This window comes from Microbacterium sp. lyk4-40-TSB-66, from assembly GCF_030209475.1.
Taxonomy (GTDB): domain Bacteria; phylum Actinomycetota; class Actinomycetes; order Actinomycetales; family Microbacteriaceae; genus Microbacterium.
In genome coordinates this window covers 349163-368347 of the sequence record NZ_JARVRW010000004.1, presented here as the reverse complement: position 1 = coordinate 368347, position 19185 = coordinate 349163, and the positions used below count along the sequence as shown (strand labels likewise).

The window sequence follows — 19185 nt, the reverse complement described above, 5'->3', positions numbered from 1 at the left end:
TCGAGCGGGGACTCAGCCGACCGACGCGGTGGCGAAGAGCGGACGACCGTATAGGTCGAACGTCAGGCCGCTGACGTCGGGACGCACGGCGCTGATCAGAGCGGGGCTGTACAGCGGCACGATGGCGGCGTGCTCGGCGTTCCACTGCTGCACCTGGGCGTAGACGGCGGCCCGGGCGTCGGTGTCGGTGGTCGAGGCGCCCTGTTCCAGCAGCGCGTCGAGCGCGGGATCGCTCACCTGGGAGGCGTTCTGGAATCCGTCGGTCGCGAGGTGGCTCTGCAGCAGGTCGGCGTCGACGCCCGAAAAGCCCCAGTCGGTGACGTCGAAGGTCTTCGGGCCGTACTGCTCGTTGTACGCGCCGGGTTCGAGCACCTCGCGCTGCAGGTCGAAGCCGACCGCCTTGAGGTCGCTCTGCACGGCGTTCGCGAGCGCGGCGCGATCGTCGGGCACCGGGGTCCAGGCGATCCAACGGGCCGTGAGGCGCTGACCGTCCTTGGTACGGATGCCGTCGGCATCCCGTCCGGTCCAGCCCGCCTCATCGAGCAGGGCACCTGCCGCCGACGGGTCGAAGGGCCACGAGTTCTCGAGGCTCGCGTCGTAACCGGGGGTGGTGGAGCCGAGGATGCTCCACGCACGCGGGTACTGGCCGAAGAAGATCTCCTGCACCGCGGTGTCGACGTCGATGGCACGGGTGAAGGCCTGGCGCACCTTCTGATCGGCGAAGACGCCGTTCTTCTCGTTGAGGAACAGCGAGTAGGGAAGACCGGGGTATTCGAGCGACTCGACGGTGTCGTCGGCGGGCACCTGGCTCACGAGGTTCGGCGGCAGGTTCGTCACGACATCGGCCTGGCCGCTCGACAGTGCGCCGACACGCACCGACGCCTCGGGCAGGATGTCGACGCGCAGCGTCTCGAAGGTCGGCGCGCCGGAGCCGTCGGGGCCCCATGTGTAGTCGGCGTTGCGGGTGTAGACGATGTCCTGGTCGGGCGTGTATTCGGTCAGCTCGAACGGGCCGGTGCCGACCGTGATGCCCGGGCCGCCGGCCTTGAGCTGATCGGCCTTGGTCTCGAGCACGGCCGGCGAGTAGAACCCGAGCAGCGACGTGCTGGCGGCCTGGAGGAACGGCGCATAGGGCTGCGTGAAGCGCACGCGCACGGTGTGGTCGTCGACGACGTCGGTGCCGGCGTACAGGTCGCCTCCGAGCATGGATGCCGCCTGCGCCGACGCGGTGTCGGGATCGGCGATCCGGTCGAAGTTCGCCTTCACCGCGGCGGCGTCGAAGGGGGTTCCGTCGTGGAAGGTGACGTCGGTGCGCAGGCGGAACAGGTAGCTCGCGCCGTCGTCCTCGACGTCCCACGACTCCGCGAGCCACGGCGAGAACGTGCCGTCGGCTTCCTGGTAGACGAGCGAATCGAGCACCGCGCGCTGCACCATGGCCGATACGTCGAGTTGGCTGGTCTGCGGGTCCATGTGCCCGGCGGAGAGATTGGCGCCTTCGATCGCCCAGACGATCTCGCCGTCGCCGGAGGCCTCGGGGTCGGACCCCGCGCACGCGGAGAGGGAGAGGGCGGCGACGGCGGCCACGGCGACGGCCGTCAGCACGCGGCGGGTATGCACAGAAGGCATGGAGAGACCTCGGAAATCTCGATGGGGAAGCTCCAGCCTACCCGCGTTCCTGGACCCGGTGCGGAAACCCCGGCGCCGCCCGCTCGCCCTCGGCGAACGCGCGCCCGCGCCGGTGCCCGGCGTCGCGTCGCAGCCAGTCAGCGATTCGCGTGCGCTGAGTCGGCATCCGCCCCCCACGGATCGAAAGTGTGCCATCACGGATTTTGCTGGCGGGGCAACGTCCACACGGGCACTCACAAGTGCAGTGATCCGCGCAACCTCCGTCGGCATCCGCCCCTTAGCGCTGAGGTCGCGCGAATCGGTGAGTTTGTGCGGATTGCCGAGCCAGCGTGGCCGGCGTCTCGCTCGCGGCCCGCATAACCTCTCGGATTTGCGGAACCTCCGTCGGCATCCACCCCACCTTGGTGAGAATGTGCGAATCACTGAGTGTGCGCCACGTCGGGCGGACCACTCACGCCTTGTGCAACCCCTGCGCCACGGCGTGCATGATCTGCTCCTGCACCTCGGGCCAGCGGTTCATGACCTGCTCGTATCCCACGCGGATGACGTGATAACCCAAGAGCATCAATTCGGCGTCGTGGCGGATGTCCTCCGTGCGCTGCACCCCAACGTGGTGTCCGCCGTCGACCTGGAAGACGAGTCGCTCTCCGATGAGGAAGTCGACGCGATGACCGCAGATCCAGATCTGGGATCGGATGGGCAGGCCTATCCACCGCAGCCGGATGATCACGAATGTTTCGAGACCGGAGTCGGCCCATGGCGACGCCTCTCGAACGAGCAGCCGTGCAGCACCGGTCCAGGGCAGACGGCGCAAGTGCGCCAAATCGACCAGCTTCTTGTTCAGCGCGGAGTCCCAGATCGCACGAGCCGCCTCGTAGGGCTGGCACGAGGCGACAGTGAGCAGAATGTTCTCGATCTCATCTTCGAGCAGGTCCGGATGCCGAGGGACAATGGGCCGCTGCCAGCGCACGACGGCGGCAGGACCGTCAACCCTTCCTCGGCCGGGATACGCGACATGTGGCCTGTCCGGCCTCGCGGCGACCCACAGCCCGCGCCTTTCGGCGGCGGTGATGCACGACAGCACGACGCCCGTTCGAGCGGCGGAGACCACATGCGCGTCGGCTGTCGGGAGTGCGATCCAGTCCCGCCTGACCCTCAGCAGGAGTCCTCGTTCGAGCGCTTGGGAGATGCGAGCCGACCGTGCCCCTCGCGGATGAGACGGGTCGGGCGAACGACGCCTCCGAGTTCAGCGGTTCGCGTCGCGACAGCACGGGCGAGGGCGTCATCCATGTGCGTCATCGTCGCCCTCTCCAGGACGCGAGAGCTCAGCGCAGATGAGCCTGTGGACAGGAACCGCGCTGGGGAGGAGAGGCGCCGCCGGCCCGTCCGCTGCGGCGCAACCTCACGCCTCCGCAACCTCAGCGGTCCGCCCAATCTCAGCCAGCATCCGCCCCAGGCAACTGAAATTGCGCGAATCCCTGACACTGCGCGGCACGTGACTCCCGTCGTTCGCGAAGTCAGCAGTCCGCCCAACCTCAGTCAGCATCCGCCCCGTCGCGCTGAACCTGCGCGAATCACTGAGTCTGTGCGGCGCGACGCGCGCTCGCGCGCGCCCCGGCCCCGGTATCGTGGATGCCACACCCCATCAGGCACGCTCACACAGTGCCGCCCATATCGCTCGAGGAGTACCGCCATGGCCACGATCCCGGAAAAACCCGCGCTGGAAGGCCTCGAGCAGAAATGGGATGCCGCGTGGCGCGAGCGCGGCACGTACGTCTTCGACCGCCTGCGCGCCGCTGAGCTCGGCCGTCAGGGCGTGTACTCGGTGGACACGCCGCCGCCGACGGCATCCGGAAGCCTCCACATCGGCCACGTGTTCTCGTTCACGCACACCGACGTGAAGGTGCGCTTCGAGCGGATGCGCGGCAAGACGGTGTTCTACCCGATGGGCTGGGACGACAACGGCCTGCCGACCGAGCGCCGCGTGCAGAACTACTACGGCGTGCGGTGCGACCCCTCGCTCCCCTACGACGCCGACTTCACCCCGCCGTTCGCGGGCGGCGACAACAAGAGCAGCAAGGCCGCCGACCAGGTGCCCATCAGCCGCCGCAACTTCATCGAGCTGTGCGAGCAGCTCACGATCGAAGACGAGAAGCAGTTCGAGGAGCTCTTCCGCGAGCTCGGTCTCAGCGTCGACTGGACCCAGACCTACCGCACGATCTCCGACGACTCCATCCGCACGAGCCAGCTGGCGTTCCTGCGCAACATCGAGCGCGGCGAGGCGTACCAGTCGATGGCACCGACGCTGTGGGACGTCGACTTCCGCTCCGCGATCGCCCAGGCCGAGCTCGAAGATCGCGATCAGCCCGCCGCGTACCACCGCGTGGGCTTCGCCAAGACCGACGGCTCGGGCGACGTGTTCATCGAGACGACCCGCCCCGAGCTGCTGCCCGCGTGCGTGGCGCTCGTGGCCAACCCCGACGACGAGCGCTACCAGCCGTTGTTCGGCACGACGGTGCGCACCCCCCTCTTCGACGTCGAGGTGCCGGTGCTCGCGCACCCCCTCGCGCAGAAGGACAAGGGATCGGGCATCGCCATGATCTGCACCTTCGGCGACGTGACCGACATCATCTGGTGGCGCGAGCTCGACCTCCCCAACCGCACGATCATCGGCAAGGACGGCCGAATCGTGGCCGATGCCCCCGATGTGATCGTGACGGATGCCGCGACGGCGGCGTACGGCGAGCTCGCGGGCAAGACCGTGTTCAGCGCCAAGAAGCGCATCGTCGAGCTCCTGCAGGAGTCCGGCGCCATGGAAGGCGCCCCGAAGCCGTTCACCCACCCCGTGAAGTTCTTCGAGAAGGGCGACCGGCCCCTCGAGATCGTGTCGACCCGCCAGTGGTACATCCGCAACGGCGCGCGCGACGCCGAGCTGCGCGAGCGCCTCGTGTCGCTCGGTCGCGAGATGTCGTGGCATCCCGACTTCATGCGCGTGCGCTTCGAGAACTGGACCAACGGCCTCACCGGCGACTGGCTCGTCTCGCGCCAGCGCTTCTTCGGCGTGCCGATCCCCGTCTGGTACGGCCTCGACGATGACGGGGAGCGTGACTACGGCCGCGTGCTGACCCCCGACCTCGCCAGCCTTCCCGTCGACCCGACGGTGGACGTGCCCCCGGGCTACACGGAAGACCAGCGGGGTGCGGCGGGCGGCTTCGACGCCGAGCGCGACATCCTCGACACGTGGGCGACCTCCTCGCTCACCCCGCAGCTCGCCGGCGGCTGGCAGCGCGACGAGGAGCTGTGGAACCTCGTGTCGCCGTTCGACCTGCGCCCGCAGGGCCAGGACATCATCCGCACGTGGCTGTTCTCGACGATGCTGCGCAGCACCCTCGAAGACGACCGCTCGCCGTGGACGGATGCCGCGATCTCGGGCTTCATCGTCGACCCCGACCGCAAGAAGATGTCGAAGTCCAAGGGCAACGTGGTCACCCCCGCCGACATCCTGAAGCAGCACGGCTCCGACGCGGTGCGCTATTGGTCGGCCTCGAGCCGCCTCGGCACCGACGCGGCGTTCGACCCGCAGAACCCCACCCAGGTGAAGATCGGTCGCCGCCTCGCGATCAAGCTGTTGAACGCGGCAAAGTTCGTGCTGTCGTTCCCCGTGCCCGAGGGCGCCGAGGTGACGCACGCGCTCGACTCGTCGATGCTCGCCACGCTGGATGCCGTGGTGCGCGACGCCACCGCGGCCTTCGAGGCGTACGACCACGCGCGGGCACTGGAGATCACGGAGTCGTTCTTCTGGACGTTCTGCGACGACTACCTCGAACTGGTCAAGGAGCGCGCATACGACCAGACCGACGTCGGCCAGGCCTCCGCCGCCCTGGCGCTGCGCACGGCCCTGTCGACCCTGGTGCGTCTGTTCGCTCCCGTACTGTCGTTCGCCGCCGAAGAGACCTGGTCGTGGTTCGAGGACGGCTCCGTGCACACCGCCTCATGGCCCGAACCCCTCGGCATCGAGGGCGACCCGGCCGTGCTCACCGCGGTGAGCGCCGCGCTCATCGGCATCCGTCGCGCCAAGACCGAGGCGAAGGCCTCGCAGAAGACGGCCGTCACCTCGCTCACGGTCGCCAGCCCTCACGTCGAGGCGCTCCGCCTCGCTGAGGGAGATTTGTGCGCCGTCGGTCGCATCGAGACCATCTCGTTCGCGCCGGGCGAGACCACCACCGTCACCGACATCGTGTTCGCACCCCAGGAGGACTGATGCAGCTCGGAACCCGTTGGACCGCCCGTGAGCAGCCGCCGAAGGCCGTTCCCGAGGCGTTGCACGCGCAGATCGCCGCTGTCGAAGAGGCGCTGAACCCCGACGGACTCAGCGCGCCCGCCCCGCGGTGGACGCTCACGTTCCTCGAGGGGCGCCCCGTCGCCGAGCTCGACACCGGGGTCATCGTGACCCAGGATGCCGCGGGCGACGTGGTGGTCCGCTACGACGAGGGCGACGAGTTCGCCTGAGCCGGCCGTCCGCGAAGCGAGGTGCTCAGCGCACCCGCAGCGTGAATTCGGCTTCGGCAATCGGGGAACGCCCGTGGTCGCGCGCGGCGAGACGTGCGTGATCCTGCGAAACGCGCATGGCGCGAGCCTGCATGCGGGTTTCGACGGCGCGCGCCAGGGCACGCGAGAGGGCGAGGAGCGCCCGGTCGCCCGCGGTCGGCGCGAGCGCGCGCGGCGAGGTGGGCAGCGACGTGGTGAGGGTGCTCATGGTCAGGCTCCTTCTGCGGGCAGGGGAAAAACGTCGGCGCGCATCGTGACCACGCGGAGGTCGTCGCCGGTCTGATCGCGGTATCGCTCGACCGTCTCCGAGATGACCGCCTGGAGACGGTCTGCGAGGTCGGCCATCTGGGCGACCGTCAACCGCGCACTGGCGGTCGAGATCAGACTCTTGTCCAGCCACTGCTCGTCTTCGTCCCACCCGTGGGTGACGAACGTCATGAGCTGTTGCTGACGCAGGGTCAACGTCTCGGAGTGCACCGCCTCCATGACGGCCCGGCCGGCCGGGGTCGCGGCCATCTGCGGATTCACCAGGGTCACCGACCCGGCGGGGCGTTCCCACCACCGCTCGCGAGCGGTGCCGCGTCCCGGCACCTCGCGGATGAGGTCCTGGCGCGCGAGGGCGCGCAGGTGGTAGCTGGTCGCACCCGTCGATTCGCCGGTCAGCGCGGCCAGACCGCTCGCGGTCTGAGCGCCGTACTGGCTGAGCAGGTCGTAGAGACGCACGCGCAACGGGTGCGCCAGAGCGCGCAGCGCCCCCGCGTCGAGGATGCGTCCTTCGGGGCGTTGATCGGTCATGAGTACAAAGATACCTTTGCAATCATCGCAATGCAAACACTTCTTTGCATTACTGCCTTGACGGCGTGACTACGCTGGAACGATGACGGATGCCGTGACCAATCCCCTCCTCTCACCGCCCGCTCTCCCCTACGACCTCCCCCCGTACGGACGCATCCGGCCCGAGCACTACCTGCCCGCGTTCCACGAGGCGTTCGCCGCCCAGCGCGCCGAGATCGACGCCATCACCGCCCTGACCGACGAGCCCACGTTCGAGAACACCCTCGTGGCGCTGGAGCGCAGCGGCGAGCTCCTCGATCGCGTGGCGCGGACGTTCTACACCGTCACCTCCGCCGACGGCACCGCCGAGGTCCAGGCGATCGAGGAGGAGCTGGCGCCCCTGATGGCCGCGCACGGCGACGCGATCCAGCTCGACGCAAGCCTCTTCGCGCGCATCTCGGAGGTGCACGCTCGCCTCGACCACCTCGATCTCGACGCCGAGAGCCGCTACCTCGTGGAGCGCCACCACCGCGAGATGTCCCTGGCCGGTGCGGGCCTCGACGACACGCAGAAAGCGCGACTGACCGACCTCAACCAGCGCCTCTCCGTCCTCACCACGACGTTCGAGAAGAACCTGCTCGCCGACACCAACGACCTGGCCGTCGTCTTCGATCACGCGGGCGACCTCGACGGCCTGAGCGCGGGCGAGCTGTCGGCCGCGGCCCAGGCGGCGACCAGCCGCGGCCTCGACGGACGGTACGTCGTCACCCTGACCCTCTACACCGGTCACCCCTACCTCGCCTCGCTGACCAACCGAGAGAGCCGGCGCCGTCTGCTCGAGGCGTCCCGCTCACGTGCCGCGCGCGGCAACGCCCACGACAATCGCGACGTCCTCCGCGAGATCGTCCGCGTGCGCGCGGAGCGCGCCGCGCTTCTCGGCTACCCCTCGCACGCCGCCGCCGTCCTCGCGGACCAGACGGCGGGGTCTCCGGATGCCGCCCGCGATCTGCTGCGCCGGCTCGCAGCCCCCGCTGCCGCCAACGCGCGTACCGAGCAGGACGCCCTCCAGAAGATCGCCGACGCCGACGGCATCCGGATCGAGGCCCACGACTGGGCGTTCTTCACCGAGAGGGTACGCGCCGAGCGGTACGACCTCGACCGCGCGACACTGCGTCCCTGGTTCGAGGCGGAGCGCGTTCTGCGCGACGGCGTCTTCTTCGCCGCCTCGCAGCTGTACGGCGTGAGCATCGCCGAGCGTCACGATCTGCAGGGGTATCACCCCGAGGTGCGCGTGTTCGAGGTGCGTAACGCCGACGGGGGCGAGCTCGGACTCTTCCTGCTCGACCTCTACACGCGCGACACGAAGCGCGGTGGCGCATGGATGAACTCGATCGTGGCGCAGTCGACGCTGCGCGGCACCGCCCCCGTGGTCGTCAACAACCTCAACGTCAACAAGCCGGCCCCGGGAACACCGACCCTCCTGACGTTGGATGAGGTCACCACGCTCTTCCACGAGTTCGGTCACGCCCTGCACGGCCTGTTCGCCACGGTGACCTACCCGCACTTCGCCGGTACCGCGGTCTACCGCGACTTCGTCGAGTTCCCCAGCCAGGTGAACGAGATGTGGATCCTGTGGCCCGAGATCCTCACGAACTACGCCCGTCACAACGAGACCGGTGAGCCGCTCCCGGCCGACGTGGTCGAGCGCCTGCACGCCTCGGAGGCGTTCAACCAGGGTTTCGCCACGAGCGAGTACCTGGCGGCATCCTGGATCGACCAGGCATGGCACGGCCTGTCGGTCGATGAGGCCTCGGCCGACATCGACGTCGCCTCGTTCGAGGCCGCTGCGCTGGCCGACATCGGCCTCGACAACCCCGTCGTGCCGACGCGCTATGCCTCGACGTACTTCGCGCACGTGTTCTCCGGTGGGTACAGCGCCGGGTACTACTCGTACATCTGGAGCGAGGTGCTCGACGCGGACACCGTCGAGTGGTTCCGCGAGAACGGCGGTCTGACCCGCGCGAACGGTGAGCGCTTCCGCCACAAGCTGTTGGGCGTCGGGGGCGCCGGCGACCCGCTCGCGGCGTATCGCGACTTCCGTGGACGGGATGCCGACATCCAGCCGCTGCTGGAGCGACGCGGCCTCGCCGGCTGACCCACCCGAGGAGTCGGCGCGCCCGCCGTCTCAGAACATCGTGTTGGCGTTCGCCGACTCCTCGGGCACCTCCTGCACCACGTCCCAGTGCTCGACGATCTTGCCGTCTTCGAGCCGCCAGAAGTCCGCTACGGCCATGCCGCGGTCACCGGCGCGAGGTGCAGGTTGCTGTGCGTGACGACCATGTCGCCGTCGGCGATCACGCGCTTGATATCGAGGTGCAGTTCGGGGAACTGCCCACGCAGCCAGTGCGTGTAACCGACGAACGCCGCGACTCCGTCCTGCGCCCCGGGATTGTGCTGCGTGTACGTCTCGGCGAGGGCGCGTGCCGCGGCTTCCTCCGGCTGGCCGTCGTTGAAGGCCTGCTCGTAGAACGAGACCACGAGGCGGGTGTCGTCGGTGTCCGTCATCTGCTGCGTCCCCCTGCTCGGCAGCACCGCTCGTCGGTGCCTGCGGGCATGGTCGCACCGACGATGTCCTCGCGCGAGGGTGAGCGGACCTGCGCAACTGCGCCCTGTCGGGCGCCCGCGCGGAACGCGGCTTCGTATCAGGCGCTGCGGCGCTTCTGCGCCAGCACGATCGTCGGCTGCGCACCATCGTCGACGGCCGCGCGGGTGATGACGATCTTGGCGATGTCGTCGGCGGAGGGCACGTCGAACATGATCGGCCCGAGCACGTCTTCGAGGATGGCACGGAGCCCACGGGCGCCGGTCTTGCGCAGCACGGCCAGGTCGGCGATGGCGCGCAGGGCGTCGTCGTCGAACTCGAGCTGCACCCCGTCGAGCTCGAACATGCGCTGGTACTGCTTGACCAAGGCGTTGCGGGGAGCGGTGAGGATCTCCATCAGAGCGTCCTGATCGAGCGGCGACACGGATGCCACCACCGGCAGTCGACCGATGAACTCGGGGATCAGACCGAACTTGTGGAGGTCTTCCGGCAGCGCCTCGCTGAAGAGGTCGGGGGCGTCTTCCTTGCGGTGCAGCGGGGCACCGAAACCGACGCCGTGCTTGCCGACGCGGGCGGAGATGATCTCTTCGAGCCCCGCGAAGGCACCGGCGACGATGAACAACACGTTGGTCGTGTCGATCTGGATGAACTCCTGGTGCGGGTGCTTGCGGCCGCCCTGCGGCGGCACCGACGCGACGGTGCCCTCGAGGATCTTCAGCAGCGCCTGCTGGACACCCTCACCGGACACGTCGCGCGTGATCGAGGGGTTCTCCGCCTTGCGGGCGATCTTGTCGACTTCGTCGATGTAGATGATGCCCGTCTCGGCGCGCTTGACGTCGAAGTCGGCGGCCTGCAGGAGCTTCAGCAGGATGTTCTCGACGTCTTCGCCGACGTAGCCGGCCTCGGTCAGGGCCGTCGCATCGGCGACGGCGAACGGCACGTTGAGACGCTTCGCGAGCGTCTGCGCGAGGTACGTCTTGCCACACCCGGTGGGTCCGAGCAGCAGGATGTTGCTCTTGGCGATGTCGATCTCTTCGGCACGGGCCTCGGCGGGCTGCAGGGTGCCGTGGGCGCGGATGCGCTTGTAGTGGTTGTAGACGGCGACGGCGAGAGCGCGCTTCGCGGCATCCTGACCGACGACGTACTCCTCGAGGAAGGAGAAGATCTCGCGGGGCTTGGGCAGATCGAACTCGGCGACCTCGCCGGCCGACGATTCGGCCATGCGCTCTTCGATGATCTCGTTGCACAGCTCGACGCACTCGTCGCAGATGTACACGCCGGGACCGGCGATCAGCTGCTGCACCTGCTTCTGACTCTTGCCGCAGAAGGAACACTTGAACAGGTCGGCGCTCTCACCGATGCGTGCCATGCCGGTTCCTCCCGTCACCCGGCCCCCGCCGGTGTGTAGTCGAGCCTAACCCGAGCCCGGAGCAACAGCGGGCATTTGCGCGCAGTGACGTCATGATCGCCCACCCTCCGCCTCGTTCTCGCGTGGCTTCGAAGGAAACTGCGGCTCGGAAGCGACGGTCTTCCGCGACTCGCGCGCGAGGCGCCCGTGCACGACGAAGCCCCGCAGACCGAAACGGGTCTGCGGGGCTGGTCGTACGTGTTGCGTCAGGCCGTGAGCGCGGCCGGCACGCGCTTGCGCGTGGTCAGCACCTGGTCGACGATGCCGTAGTCCATCGCCTCCTGAGCGGAGAGGATCTTGTCGCGGTCGATGTCCTTGTTGATCTTCGCGACGTCCTGACCGGTGTGGTGGGCCATCGTCTCTTCGAGCCAGGTGCGCATGCGAAGGATCTCCTGCGCCTGGATCTCGATGTCGGACGCCTGACCGTGACCCGCCTCGCCCATGGCGGGCTGGTGGATCAGGATGCGGGCGTTCGGCAGGGCGAGACGCTTGCCGGGGGCACCGGCCGCGAGCAGAACGGATGCCGCGGATGCGGCCTGTCCGAGCACCACGGTCTGGATCTGCGGCGAGACGTACTGCATCGTGTCGTAGATCGCCGTCATGGCCGTGAACGAGCCGCCGGGCGAATTGATGTACATGATGATGTCGCGGTCGGGGTCCTGCGACTCGAGCACGAGCAGCTGGGCCATGACGTCGTCGGCCGAAGCGTCGTCGACCTGCACGCCGAGGAAGATCACGCGATCTTCGAACAGCTTGTTGTACGGGTCCTGACGCTTGTAGCCGTAGGCCGTGCGCTCCTCGAACTGAGGAAGAACGTAGCGGCTGCTCGGCATGTGGGCTGCGGTGCCGCCGAAGGTGGGGATTGTCATATCGGTGTCCTTTCCTCTCGGCCTCAGGCCGCGGTCCCGCCGCCGCCGGTGACGTCGGTGGCGTGCTCGCGCATGTGGTCGACGAAGCCGTACTCGAGGGCCTGCTGCGCCGTGAACCAGCGGTCACGGTCGCCATCTTCGTTGATCTGCTCGACGCTCTTGCCCGTCTGCGCCGCAGTGATCTCGGCGAGACGACGCTTCATGTCGAGGATGAGCTGCGCCTGCGTCTGGATGTCGCTCGACGTTCCGCCGAAGCCGCCGTGCGGCTGGTGCAGCAGCACGCGGGCGTTGGGCGTGATGTAGCGCTTGCCCTTGGTGCCGCTGGTCAGCAGCAGCTGACCCATCGAGGCCGCCATGCCGATGCCGACGGTGACGATGTCGTTCGGCACGAACTGCATGGTGTCGTAGATCGCCATGCCGGCCGTGATCGAGCCGCCAGGCGAGTTGATGTAGAGGTAGATGTCCTTCTGCGGGTCCTCTGCCGCGAGCAGCAGGATCTTTGCGCAGATCTCGTTGGCGTTATCGTCGCGCACCTCGGAACCGAGCCAGATGATGCGGTCCTTCAGCAGCCTGTCGAAGACGCTCGTTGCCATAAGGGGTTCGGGCATGTGTGCTCCTCTTCCGGTGATCTTCCACGAATCTACCGGCGCGTTCCGGGGCGGGATGCCGTGTTCGCCGCGGGCGGATCAGCGCGGTTCTTCGATGATGTCGAGCGCATAATCCGTCACGGACCGGGTATAGCGCGGTAGGTGCGGGGCGAGGGCCTGCAGGGCGATGGATGCCGCCCGCTCCGACTCTCCGTTCGACACCAGCGCCAGCGCGTAGAAGGCGGCGGCTGCGTCGTGCAGGTCGCCGCGCGGCTCGCGCACGTACTCCGCGCGCAGCAGCGCCAGCGCCTCGGCGGTCTTGCCGAGGTTGCGGATCGTGCTGGCGAGCTGGATGGTCGCCCGGGTACGACGCTCGTCGTCGAGCCCGATCTCGAGCGCCCGGCGGTACAACTCCTCCGCCTCCCGCTCGCGTCCGGCCGAATCGCGCGCCCCGGCTCGCTCGAACAGCGCGACCGCGTCGTCCGCGTGCCGCTCCCCCGCCAGCGCGTCGATGCGCAGGACCACCTCGTCGGGCGAGATCGTCTCGTCGGCCCATACAGCGTCCACTCGGTTCTGCCAGTCGTCCATCACTCATCTCTTTCCGGATCGGCCTTCGCGCACGGGCCGCCCTTGTTCCGGCACCGGTCGGCGCCCGGGCCGGCCGCACGGCCGAGCCCGCACTGTCGTGACCCACGTGAGCGTCCACAACACACGGACGCTCTCCGATGTCGTCCGGATGTCGTGGACAGTCACGCGGTTCGTGACGGCTCGCGAACGGCATCCGGGAACGAAAAAGGGGGCGGATGCAATGCATCCGCCCCCTTCGTCATGACTTACTCGCTGTCGGCGGCCTTGTCGTCGGCCTTCTCGGCAACCTTCTTCTTGGCAGGGGCGCGCTTCTTGGCGGGGGCCTTCTTGGGGGCCTCTTCGACGGGCGCCTCTTCGGCCTCGACGACGGCGTCGGCGTCGGCCGCGGCGTCCGCGATCTCCTGCGCCTCTTCGACGACCTCGTCGTCGGCGTCGGTGGGCTCTTCGCCCTCGACGGCGACGAAACCGGTCAGGTCGACGGGCTTGCCGTCGGTGTCGACGACGGTGACCTTGCCGAGCGCGATGGCCAGGGCCTTGTTGCGGGCGACCTCGCCGACGAGCGCGGGCAGCTGGTTGCCCTGCTGCAGTGCGTTGACGAAGTCCTGCGGCGCCATGTTGTACTGCGCGGCCGACTGGATGAGGTACTGGGTCAGCTCGTCCTGCGACACCTGGACGTTGGCGTCTTCGGCGATCTTGTCGAGGACCATCTGCGTGCGGAACTGCTTCTCGCTGGCCTCGGTCACCTCGGCGCGGTGCTCGTCGTCCTCGAGGCGGTTCTCACCCTCGAGGTGGTTGTGCACCTCGTCTTCGATGAGCGCCGGGGGCACGGGGATCTCGACGGCCTCGAGGAGCGCCTCGATGAACTTGTCGCGTGCGGCGGCACCCTGCGTGAACACCGACTGCTGCGAGACGCGCTCGCTGAGCGACTCGCGGAGCTCGGCGATCGTGTCGAACTCGGATGCCATCTGGGCGAAGTCGTCGTCGGCCTCGGGAAGCTCGCGCTCCTTGACGGCCTTGATGGTGACGGCCACCTCGGCCTCTTCACCGGCGTGGTCGCCGCCGACGAGCTTCGAGCGGAACGTGGTCTCTTCGTCGGCGGTGAGCGACTCGATGGCCTCGTCGATGCCCTCGAGCAGCTCGCCGGAACCGATCTCGTACGACACGCCCTCGGCGCGGTCGATCTCGGCGCCGTCGATGGTGGCGACGAGGTCGAGCTCGACGAAATCACCGGTCGTCGCGGGGCGGTCGACGGTGACGAGCGTGCCGAAACGGGCGCGCAGGCGGTCGAGCTCAGCGTCGATGCCGGCCTCGTCGACCTCGGCCGCGTCGACGGTCACGGTGATGGTGTCGTACGCGGGAAGGTCGAACTCGGGGCGCACGTCGACCTCGACGTCGACGATCAGGTCGCCCGAGAAGTCCTTGAGCTCGGGCAGTTCGATGATCTCGGCGTTGGGGCGACCGATGACGCGGAGGTCGTTCGCCTCGACGGCTGCGCGGTAGAAGCCGTCGAGCCCTTCGTTGACGGCGTGCTCGATGACGGCGCCGCGGCCCATGCGCTGGTCGATGATGGGCGCGGGGACCTTGCCCTTGCGGAAGCCGGGGATCTGCACGTCTTTGGCGATGTGCTCGTAGGCGTGCGCGATGCTCGGCTTGAGCTCGTCGGGCGAGACCGTGATGTGGAGCTTGACCCGGGTGGGGCTGAGCTTCTCGACGGTGCTGTTGACCATGCGGTTCGTTCTCCTCGTGTGGCCCGCGCGCACGCGGGGGCCGGCTAGGCCTGTGGTCTGTGGGGCCGTGACGTCGGGGCGACAGGATTTGAACCTGCGGCCTCCCGCTCCCAAAGCGGGCGCTCTACCAAGCTGAGCTACGCCCCGGGGCGGCGCGCGGCACGCGCCGACGAAACGACCGCTGAAAGTCTAGTCGATCGGCCTGAGCGCGCAGGTCTCGCCGCACAGGAACCGGCGCGGGCGTCCGCGGGTGGCGTTCGCACCACCCTCGCAGGTGTCGTAGAGTGGTCGAGTTCGAGTTCGTCGCCCTTTCCGGAGCGGCTGAATTTCGGGGCTGTAGCTTAGTGGTAAAGCCTCTGTCTTCCAAACAGATGATGCGAGTTCGATTCTCGTCAGCCCCTCCACATTCTCTGGGTCATGGGGCGTCCGTCACCGCGCGGAAAGACTCCGGCAGGACGACGTTCTCTCCGGCATCCGCGAAGAAGCCCGCGACCTGCTGCGGGCGGTAACCGGCGATCCCGCAGCCGACCTCGGTGACGAGGAACCGCAGCTCCGGGTGCTCGGCCGCGAAAGCGACGAACCGCCGCGCCTGCTCCTCGAACACCGTCAGCCCCGACATCGTGTCGATACCGTACGACTGCCCCTGCAGCCCTTCGCTCTGGCCCCATACCGCGCCGAAGCGGTCGAGGGCGAAGCGCGCCGCTCCCCCGCCGTGTGCGCCGGATGCGTTGGATCCGAAGACGAAGACCTCTCCCGGCTGCAGCGACGTGATGTGCATGGCGTGAGCCTACGGACGGATCCGCATCCCGCAAGGGGCTTCACTCGCCGGGCACGGGCGGCTCGCCGGCGGGCAGCGCCGCGCGGTGCCGTGCGCTGTGCGTGAGATACGTCTCCGCGTTCCGCAGGATCTTCTGCCGCTCCTCGTCCGTCAGCGCGCGACGCACCTTCGCGGGCACCCCGGCGACGAGGGAACCCGCCGGCACCACCGTGCCCTCGAGCACGACCGCTCCCCCGGCCACGAGGCATCCGGGTCCGATCTCGGCACCCGAGAGCACGACGCTGCCCATGCCGATGAGCGATCCGTCGCCGATGGTGCAGCCGTGCACGACGGCGTTGTGTCCGACCGACACGTCGGCCCCGATGTGTACGGGGCGCCCGGCGTCGACGTGCACCGACACGTTGTCCTGCAGGTTGCTGCGTGCCCCGACCGTGATCGACGCGCTGTCCCCGCGGAGCACGGCGTTGTACCAGACGCTCGCTCCCGCGGCGAGGTGCACCCGCCCCACGATCCGCGCCCCGGATGCCACGAACGCGGTGGCATCGATCGACGGTGTGGAGTCGGGGAGGGCGAGCACAGTGGCATCCGGGGCGATCGTCATGCGCCCGACCCTATCCATCGCCACGGACACCGCCGTGACGGCTCCGGAGAGTAGGTGAGGATTGCCTATTCACCAGGCATTTAGCCGAGCCTCATCTTGCTTGCGGAATGGAACAGAGTGAGTAGCGTTCTGTACATCGAGACTTCGAACGTCGCCTAAGGAGCAAAAATGAGCACCGTTCAGACCCCCGCCGCCACCACCGTCGACCCGACCATGGCTGCCGGCACCGCCCAGTTCCTCTCCCCCGTCGTGATCGGCCTCGAGGCGCTCGTCGTCAACGGCAAGCAGGCGCACTGGCACGTGCGCGGCGCCAACTTCATCGGTGTGCACGAGCTGCTCGACACGGTCGTCGCCCACGCGCAGGACTGGGCCGACCTGGCCGCTGAGCGCATCGTCGCCCTGGGCCTGCCCATCGACTCCCGCCTGTCGACCGTCGCCGCCAAGGCGAAGGCCACCGAGGTGCCGGCCGGCTTCGCGCAGTCCGACGTCGTCATCCGCGCCGTCATCGCCGACATCGACGCCGTGCTCGTCGACCTCGAGGCCGCTATCGAGGGCCTCAACGAGGTCGACATGTCGAGCCAGGACGTCGCGATCGAGATCAAGCGCGGCCTCGACAAGGACCGCTGGTTCCTCTTCGCGCACCTCGCCGCGTAAGACGTTCATTCGGAGGGGGAGGTGCTTCGGCGCCGCCCCCTCCGTCGTCCCCGCGTGAGTCGCCACGATTTGTCGCTGCCAGCGAGGTCGAAGCGACACATCTCGGCGACTCACGCGCGAACGTCTTGGCGACTCACGCGCGAACGCGTGGGCTCAGGCGTAGTGCGTCACCCGACCGGCCAGAAGGGTTGTGCGCACGGGCATCGTGCGCAGGCGCTGCTCGTCGGCGGTCAACGGATCCGCATCGACGATCACCAGATCCGCTAGGGCACCGGGCGAGATCTCCGCCGGCGCCGTCGATCCGCCGACGGTGGATGCCGCGATCGCCGTGCCGATGTCGACCCGCTGGTGCGGTTGCCAGGCGTCGCGCCCGTCGCGCGTGCGGAACACCGCCGACGCCATCGCCGCCCAGGGATCGAGCAGCGCCACCGGGGCGTCGGAGCCGAACCGCACGTTCGCCCCGCTGTCGACCAGGGCCCGCAGGGGGTACGGCTGTGCGGACTGCTCCGCCCAGATGGCATCCGTCATGTCGCGGTCGTCCAACGCGTGTTCGGGTTGGACGCTCGCAGCCACCCCCAATCGCGCGAAGCGCGGGATGTCGGCGTGGGCGACGAGCTGCGCGTGCTCGATGGTGCCGACGGCGCCGCTCAGCGCGAATGCGTCGAGGGCATGACTGTTGGCGACGTCGCCGATCGCGTGGATGGCGCACTCCAGTCCGGCGGCCGTCGCCCGCGTCATCATGTCGACGAGCTCGTCGGGCGCCACGGTGAGCAGTCCGTGATTGTCGACGTCGCCCGGGTAGTGGTGCGCGCACGCGGCGGTGCGCGTGCCGAGCGATCCGTCGGTGATGGCCTTCAACGGACCGACGCGGATCAGGTCGTTCACCGCACCGCGCACCAGATCTCCGGTGCGGAGCCCCTCGGCGATCGCCCGGTCGAGGTGCTGCGGATACGTGCCGTACGACACGCGCACCGTGTCGAAGCCGCGCGCCGCGCGTCGCTGCCACGGACCGTCGTTCCACGTCATGTCGAGATCGACCAGGCCCACGATGCCACGGGCGGCCGCCGCTCGCGCCATGCGGTCCACGGCCCGGTCGGCGACCTCGGGGTCGACGTCGTTGAGGCGCCGCGAGATCTCGAAGGCGTCCTCCTCTCGCAGCATCCCGGATGCCACGGGCTCGAAGCCCTCGCGTCGGAAGGCGGCGGAGTTCAGCCAGACACTGTGCACGTCGGCGTTGATGAGATAGGTCGGGACGACGCCGGTCGTGGCATCCAGCATCTCCAGGCTGGGCGCGTCGGACCAGAGGCCGTCGCGGAACCCGGCGCCGACACGGCATCCGTCGTTCACCGCCGCGGCGCCCATGACGCCAGCCGCCTCCCGCGCGGACCCCACATCGCCGAGGGGGACGCGATCAGCGACCAGCGCCCACTGGAGCGCGTGGACGTGGTGATCCCAGAGGCCGGGGAGCAGCCAGCCCCCCTCGCCGTCGATGACGAGACCGGCCGGGCGGAGGTTGCCGGTGGGCGCGATGTCGGCGATCCGACCGCCGTCGATGACGATGTCGACCGGCTCGTCGGTGGGCAGGAACTCCCGACCCGGACCGGCGACCCGGACAGCACGGAGGAAGCCCGCGTTCGCGCCGATCACGGGCGCATCCGCGCGTCGGCGGCCCGGCGCATCTCGGCGGCGAGCTCGGGGTTCTGGGCGCCGACCCCGGCGATGACGGTCTCGACGACCTCGGCGCTCTTGTTCTGACTGAGCTTGCGCTTCGCGGTGACCCGCGTGGGGGTGAGCCGGAAGCCGACGGTTCCGCGCTCGAGCCGCTCCACGAACGCCGCGTCGTTGGGCAGCGCGTACAGGCCGCGTGCGTCGGCGTCGTCGCCTTCGAAGCGATCCACCAGACGCTCGAGCACGCGGAGATTCTCTTCCGCCGTGAGCAGTTCCGGGATGCCGGAGAGGTGCGCCGACACGAAGTTCCACGTCGGGACGGCGGGGACGTCGCCGTACCAGCGCGGGGTGACGTACCCGTGGGGACCCTGCACGACCACGAGCAATTCGCGATCGCCGAGACCGAGGATGAGGTCGTCGGGCTTGCCGACATGACCGACGATCGTGAGGTCGTCACGTTCGTCGTCGAGCATGACGGCGTAGTGCGAGGCGACGAGGCCATCGTCGGTCTGACTGACCAGGGTGACCCACGGGTGGCGGTCGATCAGGCGACGGATCTCATCGACGTCGGTCATCGCGAAGCTGGGGTTCTGACGCACCGGTTCAGCCTAGAACGCCGCACCCGCCGGCATCGACAGGCTCAGCCACCTCCACTCCCCGGTCACCGAGCCACGCCGAGGTCCCCGAGCCACGCCGAGGTCCCCGAGCCACGCCGAGGTCCCTGAGCCGCGCCGAGGTCCCTGAGCCGCGCCGAG

At 68.8% G+C, this 19185-nt stretch carries 19 protein-coding genes and 2 tRNA genes; 5 read left to right on the top strand and 16 right to left on the bottom strand.

Going from position 1 to position 19185, the window contains the following annotated elements; all coding sequences use genetic code 11:
* Positions 1-12: 12 nt before the first annotated feature.
* Both QRO03_RS09335 and QRO03_RS09330 read right to left on the bottom strand, forming a co-directional pair.
* A complete protein-coding gene (locus QRO03_RS09335) occupies positions 13-1626 on the bottom strand; it encodes an ABC transporter substrate-binding protein (protein ID WP_285137227.1) in 1614 nt (537 codons plus the stop codon).
* Between the two features lie 451 nt (positions 1627-2077).
* On the bottom strand, positions 2078-2710 hold the full coding sequence (locus QRO03_RS09330; RefSeq protein ID WP_285137226.1) for an endonuclease domain-containing protein: 633 nt from the start codon (positions 2708-2710) through the stop codon (positions 2078-2080).
* A 609-nt stretch (positions 2711-3319) separates the two neighbouring features.
* On the opposite strand from QRO03_RS09330, the gene valS reads away from it, so the two are divergent.
* Both valS and QRO03_RS09320 read left to right on the top strand, forming a co-directional pair.
* Positions 3320-5887 (top strand): valine--tRNA ligase, encoded by a 2568-nt coding sequence (valS, locus tag QRO03_RS09325; RefSeq protein ID WP_285137225.1) that lies wholly within the window; start codon positions 3320-3322, stop codon positions 5885-5887.
* Positions 5887-6135 carry a hypothetical protein gene (locus QRO03_RS09320; RefSeq protein WP_285137224.1) on the top strand — a complete coding sequence of 83 codons (249 nt, stop codon included), beginning with the start codon at positions 5887-5889 and terminating at the stop codon, positions 6133-6135. Before valS ends, QRO03_RS09320 begins: the two co-directional genes overlap by 1 nt.
* A gap of 25 nt (positions 6136-6160) precedes the next feature.
* Here the strand turns inward: QRO03_RS09320 and QRO03_RS09315 are convergent, their stop codons facing one another.
* Together QRO03_RS09315 and QRO03_RS09310 are read right to left on the bottom strand one after the other, a co-directional pair.
* Positions 6161-6382 (bottom strand): hypothetical protein, encoded by a 222-nt coding sequence (locus QRO03_RS09315; protein WP_285137223.1) that lies wholly within the window; start codon positions 6380-6382, stop codon positions 6161-6163.
* Between the two features lie 2 nt (positions 6383-6384).
* On the bottom strand, positions 6385-6969 hold the full coding sequence (locus QRO03_RS09310; protein WP_285137222.1) for a winged helix-turn-helix domain-containing protein: 585 nt from the start codon (positions 6967-6969) through the stop codon (positions 6385-6387).
* A gap of 82 nt (positions 6970-7051) precedes the next feature.
* Between QRO03_RS09310 and QRO03_RS09305 the strand changes: the two genes are divergently transcribed.
* Complete coding sequence (locus QRO03_RS09305; RefSeq protein ID WP_285137221.1) at positions 7052-9103, top strand: M3 family metallopeptidase; 2052 nt, start codon at positions 7052-7054, stop codon at positions 9101-9103.
* 30 nt (positions 9104-9133) lie between these two features.
* Here QRO03_RS09305 and QRO03_RS16400 read toward each other — a convergent pair whose 3' ends face one another.
* The 8 genes from QRO03_RS16400 to QRO03_RS09270 form a co-directional block, all read right to left on the bottom strand.
* Positions 9134-9241: a nuclear transport factor 2 family protein gene (locus QRO03_RS16400; RefSeq protein WP_502883021.1), complete on the bottom strand. Its 108-nt coding sequence runs from the start codon at positions 9239-9241 to the stop codon at positions 9134-9136.
* Positions 9232-9513, bottom strand: coding sequence for a nuclear transport factor 2 family protein (locus QRO03_RS09300; RefSeq protein WP_285137220.1), 282 nt, complete (start codon positions 9511-9513; stop codon positions 9232-9234). The genes QRO03_RS16400 and QRO03_RS09300 overlap by 10 nt, the downstream gene beginning before the upstream one ends.
* A 137-nt stretch (positions 9514-9650) precedes the next feature.
* A complete protein-coding gene (gene clpX, locus QRO03_RS09295; RefSeq protein WP_285137219.1) occupies positions 9651-10919 on the bottom strand; it encodes an ATP-dependent Clp protease ATP-binding subunit ClpX in 1269 nt (422 codons plus the stop codon).
* 245 nt (positions 10920-11164) lie between these two features.
* Positions 11165-11827: an ATP-dependent Clp protease proteolytic subunit gene (locus QRO03_RS09290; RefSeq protein ID WP_285137218.1), complete on the bottom strand. Its 663-nt coding sequence runs from the start codon at positions 11825-11827 to the stop codon at positions 11165-11167.
* 23 nt (positions 11828-11850) lie between these two features.
* Entirely contained in the window at positions 11851-12435 is a 585-nt protein-coding gene (locus QRO03_RS09285) for an ATP-dependent Clp protease proteolytic subunit (RefSeq protein WP_285137217.1), read from the bottom strand.
* Between the two features lie 78 nt (positions 12436-12513).
* Positions 12514-13002: a tetratricopeptide repeat protein gene (locus QRO03_RS09280; protein WP_285137216.1), complete on the bottom strand. Its 489-nt coding sequence runs from the start codon at positions 13000-13002 to the stop codon at positions 12514-12516.
* A gap of 245 nt (positions 13003-13247) precedes the next feature.
* Positions 13248-14729 carry a trigger factor gene (tig, locus tag QRO03_RS09275; RefSeq protein WP_285137215.1) on the bottom strand — a complete coding sequence of 494 codons (1482 nt, stop codon included), beginning with the start codon at positions 14727-14729 and terminating at the stop codon, positions 13248-13250.
* Positions 14730-14802: 73 nt separating this feature from the next.
* Positions 14803-14876: transfer RNA gene (locus QRO03_RS09270), tRNA-Pro, on the bottom strand.
* Between the two features lie 183 nt (positions 14877-15059).
* On the opposite strand from QRO03_RS09270, the gene QRO03_RS09265 reads away from it, so the two are divergent.
* A tRNA-Gly gene (locus QRO03_RS09265) sits at positions 15060-15133 on the top strand.
* A gap of 11 nt (positions 15134-15144) precedes the next feature.
* On the opposite strand, the gene QRO03_RS09260 is transcribed toward QRO03_RS09265, so the two are convergent.
* Both QRO03_RS09260 and QRO03_RS09255 read right to left on the bottom strand, forming a co-directional pair.
* Entirely contained in the window at positions 15145-15507 is a 363-nt protein-coding gene (locus QRO03_RS09260) for an A1S_2505 family phage non-structural protein (protein ID WP_285137214.1), read from the bottom strand.
* Positions 15508-15547: 40 nt separating this feature from the next.
* Positions 15548-16108 carry a gamma carbonic anhydrase family protein gene (locus QRO03_RS09255; RefSeq protein WP_285137213.1) on the bottom strand — a complete coding sequence of 187 codons (561 nt, stop codon included), beginning with the start codon at positions 16106-16108 and terminating at the stop codon, positions 15548-15550.
* A gap of 168 nt (positions 16109-16276) precedes the next feature.
* Between QRO03_RS09255 and QRO03_RS09250 the strand changes: the two genes are divergently transcribed.
* Positions 16277-16762: a Dps family protein gene (locus tag QRO03_RS09250; RefSeq protein WP_285137212.1), complete on the top strand. Its 486-nt coding sequence runs from the start codon at positions 16277-16279 to the stop codon at positions 16760-16762.
* Positions 16763-16915: 153 nt separating this feature from the next.
* On the opposite strand, the gene QRO03_RS09245 is transcribed toward QRO03_RS09250, so the two are convergent.
* Entirely contained in the window at positions 16916-18409 is a 1494-nt protein-coding gene (locus QRO03_RS09245; RefSeq protein ID WP_285137211.1) for an amidohydrolase, read from the bottom strand.
* On the bottom strand, positions 18406-19029 hold the full coding sequence (locus QRO03_RS09240) for an FMN-binding negative transcriptional regulator (protein ID WP_285137210.1): 624 nt from the start codon (positions 19027-19029) through the stop codon (positions 18406-18408). The genes QRO03_RS09245 and QRO03_RS09240 overlap by 4 nt, the downstream gene beginning before the upstream one ends.
* Positions 19030-19185 lie beyond the last annotated feature (156 nt).